The organism is Roseateles sp. AC306 (genome assembly GCF_979253795.1).
On sequence record NZ_CEEDEB010000012.1, the window covers coordinates 190,796 to 197,210 of the forward strand.

The 6,415-nt window shown below is 68.7% G+C and carries 5 protein-coding genes; 2 read left to right on the forward strand and 3 right to left on the reverse strand.

Annotated features, from left to right (window positions below):
- Window positions 1-50 precede the first annotated feature (50 nt).
- The gene (locus AC0IZJ_RS21265) at window positions 51-479 is read left to right on the forward strand and encodes a nuclear transport factor 2 family protein (RefSeq protein WP_471853494.1); all 429 of its coding nucleotides are present in this window, start codon (window positions 51-53) and stop codon (window positions 477-479) included.
- A gap of 3 nt (window positions 480-482) precedes the next feature.
- Here AC0IZJ_RS21265 and fusA read toward each other — a convergent pair whose 3' ends face one another.
- A complete protein-coding gene (gene fusA, locus AC0IZJ_RS21270; protein WP_471853496.1) occupies window positions 483-2,549 on the reverse strand; it encodes an elongation factor G in 2,067 nt (688 codons plus the stop codon).
- 69 nt (window positions 2,550-2,618) lie between these two features.
- Window positions 2,619-3,497 (reverse strand): LysR family transcriptional regulator, encoded by an 879-nt coding sequence (locus tag AC0IZJ_RS21275; protein ID WP_471853499.1) that lies wholly within the window; start codon window positions 3,495-3,497, stop codon window positions 2,619-2,621.
- Window positions 3,498-3,612: 115 nt separating this feature from the next.
- Between AC0IZJ_RS21275 and AC0IZJ_RS21280 the strand changes: the two genes are divergently transcribed.
- The gene (locus AC0IZJ_RS21280; protein ID WP_471853501.1) at window positions 3,613-4,482 is read left to right on the forward strand and encodes an SDR family oxidoreductase; all 870 of its coding nucleotides are present in this window, start codon (window positions 3,613-3,615) and stop codon (window positions 4,480-4,482) included.
- 36 nt (window positions 4,483-4,518) lie between these two features.
- Here AC0IZJ_RS21280 and AC0IZJ_RS21285 read toward each other — a convergent pair.
- A partial coding sequence (locus tag AC0IZJ_RS21285) for a hypothetical protein (protein ID WP_471853503.1) occupies window positions 4,519-6,415 on the reverse strand: 1,897 nt, incomplete at its 5' end.

Consider the following 6,415-nt stretch of genomic DNA (forward strand, 5'->3'; position numbering starts at 1 on the left):
TCGGGAACCGACGCCGATATTGGATTTTTGACCCCGTAAAGGAGATGCAGATGCCCACCGCAGACCACACACTCATTGCGCTGGAAAAGAAGTTCTGGCAATCCATGGTTGACGAGGACACCGACACCGCGCTGTCGATGCTGCACGAGCCGTCACTGATGGTGAGTTCGCAGGGCGTCATGCAGTTCGACCACGCCCAGTACCGCGAGATGGCCGAGAAGGGCAGCATGGTGATCAAGTCGTTTGAGCTCAGCGACGTGAACGTCATGTTCCCCAATGACGACACGGCGGTGCTGACCTACCGTGTCCGCCAGGCGATGGCGGAGCGTGGCGAGGATGAATCCGACGCTGTGGAGCAGGTGATGGCCGACTCGTCGGTGTGGATGCGCAAGGACGGCGATTGGCGCTGCGTGATGCACACCGAGACGGAGGTCGAGGATGACGAAGATGACGAGGACGCCGACGACGACGTGCACTGAGCCTCAGTCGCTCTCGTCGTGCGCCTTGTAGGCGCCGACGAGGGCGGCCTGGGTGTTGGGCGGCACCGCCTCGTAGTGCGACAGCACCAGCGTGTAGCGACCTTCACCCGCGGTGATCGCATTCAGCCGGGTCTGGTAGCTGGCCAGTTCGGCCAGCGGCGCCAGGCCCTGCACGATGAGGCTGCCTGGCACGGCGGCGCGCGTGCCGTTGATCTGCCCACGGCGTGAGGCCAAGTCGCCGGTGATGTCACCGATGCCGTGCTCGGGCGCGGTGATCTCGACTTGCACGATGGGTTCCAGCACCAAGGGCCGTGCTTCGCGCACCGCCTCGATCAGCGCGCGGCGGCCGGCCGTGACGAAGGCGATCTCCTTGCTGTCCACCGAGTGATGCTTGCCGTCGTAGACCACGACGCGCAGGTCGACAAGCGGGTAGCCGGCGATGACGCCGCTGGCCAGCGCCGAGCGCACGCCCTTCTCGACGGCCGGCATGAACTGACCGGGGATGGTGCCGCCCTTGACCGCATCGACGAACTCGAAGCCTGCGCCGCGCTCCAGCGGTTCGACACGCAGGTAGACCTCGCCGAACTGGCCGGCCCCGCCGCTCTGCTTCTTGTGTCGGTAGTGGCCCTCGGCCGGCACTGAAATCGTCTCGCGGTAGGCGATGCGCGGCGGCTCGGTGAGCACCTCGCCCTTGTAGAGCTCGCGCAGGCGTTCCAGCAGCAGGCGCAGGTGCAGCTCGCCCAGGCCGTAGACCAGGGTCTGGTGCCCGAATGTTCCATCATGGCCGGCCTGCTCGATGCGCAGGCAGGGGTCTTCGTCGACCAGCCGCGCCAGCACCTCCCACAGCTTCTGCTCGTCGCCGCGCCGCGCCGGGCTGATAGCCAGGCCGTGCACGGGCGTGGGGAAGTCCAGCGGCTTCAGGTAGATGTGCTCGTCCTCCTGCGCGTCGTGCAGCACGGCGTCGAAAGCGAGGTCGTCGACCTTGGCAACGGCGCAGAGGTCGCCCGGCAGCGCCTCATCGATGTCGACGTGTTTGGCGCCCTGGAGCATGAAGAGATGGCCCACGCGAATGGGCTTGCGCGCATGGCCGACGAACAGCAGCCCGCCCTTGGCGACGCGACCCTGGTGCACGCGCATGACGCCCATCTTGCCGAGGTAGGGGTCGGCCACGATCTTGAAGACATGGGCCAGCACGTGGGCGGCCGGGTCCGGCGTGGCCGGGTAGGGCGCGGGCTCGGTGCCCTTGCCTTCCAGAAAGGGCGGCGGGTTGCCCTCCGCCGGGTTGGGCATCAGCAGCTCGATGGCGGCCAGCAGCTCGCCGACGCCGGCGCCCGTCTTGGCCGAGCAGAAGCAGACGGGGATCAGGTGGCCCTCGCGCAGGGCCTGTTCCAGCGGCGCGTGCAGTTCACGGGGGTCGATGTCGCCATCGTTCAGGTAGCGGTCGACAAAGGCGGCGTCCACTTCAACGACCTGCTCCACCAGCGCGCGGTGCGCGTCGGCGACGGACGAAAAATCGGCGTCACCTGACGCCGCGAAGAAGCAGTCGGCAACGCGCTGGGCGCCGCCGGCCGGCAAGTTCAGCGGCAGGCATTCCTTGCCGAAGACCTCGCGGATCTGGGCCAGCAGGCCGGGCAGGTCCACATCGGGCGCATCGATCTTGTTGACGACGATGAGCCGCGCCAGGCCTCGCTCGCCGGCCGCCGTCAGCAGGCGCTGCGCCATCAGCTCGATGCCGCTCTGCGCATTGATGACGACGATGGCCGTGTCCGCCGCCTCCAGTGCGGGCAGGGCCTGACCGACGAAGTCCGGCGCGCCGGGCGTGTCGATGGCGTGCACACGAATGCCGCCGTGCGTGAAGTGGGCGAGGCTGGATTGCAGCGAATGGCCGAGGCGCTTTTCCAGCGGGTCATGGTCGGAGACCGTGCTGCCGCGCTCGATGCTGCCGGCCTGCGGGATGGCGCCAGCGTGCGCCAGCACTGCGTCCAGCAGCAGCGTCTTGCCGCTCCCGGCGGGGCCGACCAGCGCGACCGTGCGGATCGTGCTCACTCGTGGATCCAGGCTTGCGCTCATCGGACTCTCCTCGTGTGGAGGGGCCAGCGTAGAAGAACGCGCCCGGGTCGGCAAGGGCCCAGGAACGGGTCAGCCGCTCAGTACCAGCGCGCCATCGGGGTAGCGCGAGCCCATGAACTCCACGAAGGCCTTGACCTTCGGGCTGGCCAGCCGGCGCGAGGTGTGCAGCACCCACAGCTCCACGTCCTTGCTGCCCACCGCGCCCCACTGCACGAGGGCGCCGCTGCCGAGCTGCTGCCAGACGATGGACTGCGGCACCAGCGCGACACCGGCGCCGGCAATGGCGGCATCCCTGAGCATCAGCATCGAGGACAGCCTAAGCACGGGGATGGGTTCGAGCGTCAGGCGGCCGCCGTCGAGCGCCCAGGTGTCGCCGTCGCGGAAGGCACTGACGGCGGCGGGCACGCGCACGGGTGTCTTGCCGGGTTTGGGCATCTCGACGGTGGGCGCGGCCACCACCACCTGACGGTCTTTTGCAAAACAGCGGCCGACGAGCGCGGTGTCGGCCCGCGGGTTGGGGCGGATCGCCACGTCGAACTGTTCATCGACAAGGTTCACCACGCGATCCTCGGCCACCACCTCGACGGTCACGTCGGGGTAGAGGCGCAGGAAGTCCGCCGCCAACCTGCCCATTGCGAGCTGTGAAAACAGGATGGGCGCGGCAACGCGAAGCCGGCCGCTGACCTTGCCCGTGCCCTCACCGGCGGCCGTGATCGCGTCGGCCACTTCGTGCAAGGGGCCTTCGGTGCGGGCCAGCAGCATCTGGCCAGCTTCGGTGAGCTCCAGCCCCTTGGTGCTGCGCTCGATGAGCCGCACGCCGAGCTGCTCCTCCAGGTCTGCCACGCGGCGCGACAGCGTGGCCTTGGAGCGCCGGCTGGCCCGGCTCGCCCGCCCGAAGCCGCCGTGGGTGGCCACGAGGTTGAAGTCCGCCAGCGCGTTCAAGTCCATGTGTTTTGAATTCAAGACAGTGGGTCCTGATTCTGGCGACTGTGTTTATGAAGTGCAACGACCTATCTTTCGTCTGCCCCATCCATTTTTCTTCTTACTCACCACGGAGTTTCAAATGAGCATCCTCGTTATCGGCGCCACCGGCACCATCGGTTCTCTCGTCATCCAGGGCCTGGCCAAGCAGGGCGCAGACGTCACCGCCCTCGTGCGCCAGACCGGTACGCAGTCACTGCCCGCAGGCGTCAAGGGCGCGGTGGCCGACCTTACCAACGTCGCCTCCATGCGCCAGGCGATGGCCGGCGTGCGCACGCTGTTCCTGCTGAACGCACTGGCCGCCGACGAGGTGACCCAGTCCCTCCAGGCGCTGAACGTGGCCCGCGAAGCCGGCGTGCAGCGCATCGTCTATCTGTCGGTCATCAATGCCGACCTCTATACCGACGTGCCGCACTTCGCCGGCAAATACACCGTGGAACGGATGATCGAAAGCCTCGATCTGCCGGCCACCATCCTGCGCCCGGCCTACTTCATGCAGAACGACATCCAGATCCAGCCGGTCGTGGAAAGCTACGGCGTCTTCCCCATGCCCATCGGCACACTCGGCTGCGCGATGGTGGACGCGCGCGACATCGCCGACGTCGCCGTGGCGGAGCTGCTGCGCCGCGACCGCGCGCCGCAGCCGCTGCCCCGCCTGACCCTGGAAGTGGTCGGCCCGCAGGTGATCAACGGCCCCGCTGCGGCGGCCGTGTGGGCCCAGGCGCTGGGTCGCGACATCCACTATGCGGGCGACGATGTGCAGGCCTTCGAGGCGCAACTGGCGCAGAACGCACCGGGCTGGATGGCCTACGACCTGCGGTTGATGATGAGCCGCATCCAGCAACTCGGCCAGATTCCCGCAGTCGGGGCTGCGCAGAAGCTGGAGGCACTGCTGGGCCGCCCGCTGCGCAGCTACGCAGCCTTCGTGGCAGAACGCGTGAAGGCCCGCTAGAGACACCCGAGGCCGCGTGGCCGCAGCGGCTGCAAATCAGCAGGGCACGCCGCTGACCTGCGCCTTGCAGGAGGCGTTGTCCATCTGAAGCACCAGCCCGTCCGAGGTGCGGCCGGTGAGGCGCAGCAGCTTGTAGTCGCCCACCACCAGCGGCAGGACGCCGATGGTGGCGGTCAGCCGCGCGGCCTTGGCCGTTCCCGGCAGTTCCAGGTCGACCAGCTTGACGCTGCAGGCGGCATCCAGCATGCAGAGCTGGGCGCGGGTCATGGTGACATCGGCGCGCGCAAAGGTCCAGGTGGGGCCGTAGTTGAGCTTGGCGGCAACAGCCCCCTTCAGGTCCACGAGTGCCGTCGTGGACGTGGACGCCGGTGCCGGCCAGGGTTGGCTGCTCATGCCGGCGGTGGCGATGGGCAACTGGCCGGCCACGGTGACGCTGATGGCATCGCCGTCGGCGCCGCCCAGGGGCGTGGCGCAGGCGTTGTCGCTGAACAGTTCGATCTTCAGCGCCCGGCCGGCGCGCGCGAAGTTGCGCGCCGTCGCGTCGCCCGCAGCACCGGCGGGCACGGGCAGGGTGATGATGTCGGCGCCGCGTGTCGCACCGCTGGTGGCATTGAGGCTGGGCGTCGCGATGCTGCTGCTGAGGCTCCACAGGCTCAGGTAGCGGCCGGTGCCGTGCGGCTTGAACAGGGCCAGCGTCACGTCGGCGCCGTTCGTGTCCTTCTGGCTGGCGCGGGCGCAGCGCAGATTGCCGCCGGCGGGAATGGCGATGTCGAGGAAGCGGGCGTAGACGTCCGGCGTCGTCGGCGAATCGACGCGCCGGGCCAGCACAAGACGTGCTTTGGCGCTGGCCTGCACTTCCAGCCGGTTACCGAGAAACTTCCAGCCGTCGGCGTGCTTGACGGCCGCCTGGTCGATGCCCAAGGGCCGCTGCAGCACCCAGGGCGTCTTGTTGGTCGCATCCGTCGGGTCCTGGATGCTGAACTGATAGACGAAGCTGACCCGGCAGACCGGGTCGCCCTGGCCGATGTCGAATTCGCAGCGGTCCACATTCGTCGGCAGCAGCTTGCCGCCGAACAGCTTGTCGATCTCGCCGAACGCGCCGGGCAGAACGCCAGCCAGGCGAAAGCACACCACCTGCGACGCCAGATCGGGGCCGCCGGCCACCTGCGTGTCAGTCGAGACGCGCACGTGGGTGTCGAGGTAAGGAGCAAGGCCGGTCACGCAGCCCGCCTCGGCGGCCATGGCGGCGCCCATGCCGGTGAACAGCGTGCTGAGGCCCGGCAGGTCCAGCGTTGCGGCAGCGGCATCGACGCTGATGCTGCCTTGCGGCGCCGCGCCCGGCTCAAGATAGGCGACGCCGGCGCCGAAGCGCGAGCCGAGCGTGACGTAGGGCTTGGTGTCGACGCCAAAGCCCAGGGCGAGCGCGTCCAGCAGCAGATCCTGGCCGGCGTGCGAGTTGGGCGTCAGCGCGCCGGTCAGCAAATCGAAGTCGCTGGGCAGACCGGCATAGGACAGGGCCGGCGCCACGGCCGCGCGCACCTGCGTGTGGGCGTCGGCGATGTCGGCATCGGTCAGGCCCTTTGCGGCTTGGCCGTCTTTCATCAGCATGTCCGGCGCCACGCCGCTGGCAAGCACCGTGATCGCGCTGGTCAGCGGGGTCAGGTTCACCGTGCCACCCACATTCGTCGCGCCCCAGAGGCACACCGGCTTGTCGCCGACCGTGCCGCAGGCCTCGATGCGGTAGGGGATGACGTTGCCCAGCGGGATGGGGCCATAGGCGCCGGTCGTGGGCGCCACGGCCGTGTTCGTGAAGACGAGGGCCTTGCCGGTCGCGTCCAGCACGCGCACCGTGCCGTTGGTCAGTGCCAGGCCAGCCGCAGCGATGCCGGAGACCGCCGCTGCCGGGGGGGGTGGTGGCGGCGGTCTCCGGCAT

Excerpts from the sequence above, each read along its gene's own strand:
- AC0IZJ_RS21265 (WP_471853494.1), top strand. The coding sequence starts at position 51 with ATGCCCACCGCAGACCACACACTCATTGCGCTGGAAAAGAAGTTCTGG.
- fusA (WP_471853496.1), bottom strand. The coding sequence starts at position 2,549 with ATGAGCGCAAGCCTGGATCCACGAGTGAGCACGATCCGCACGGTCGCG.
- AC0IZJ_RS21275 (WP_471853499.1), bottom strand. The coding sequence starts at position 3,497 with ATGGACTTGAACGCGCTGGCGGACTTCAACCTCGTGGCCACCCACGGC.
- AC0IZJ_RS21280 (WP_471853501.1), top strand. The coding sequence starts at position 3,613 with ATGAGCATCCTCGTTATCGGCGCCACCGGCACCATCGGTTCTCTCGTC.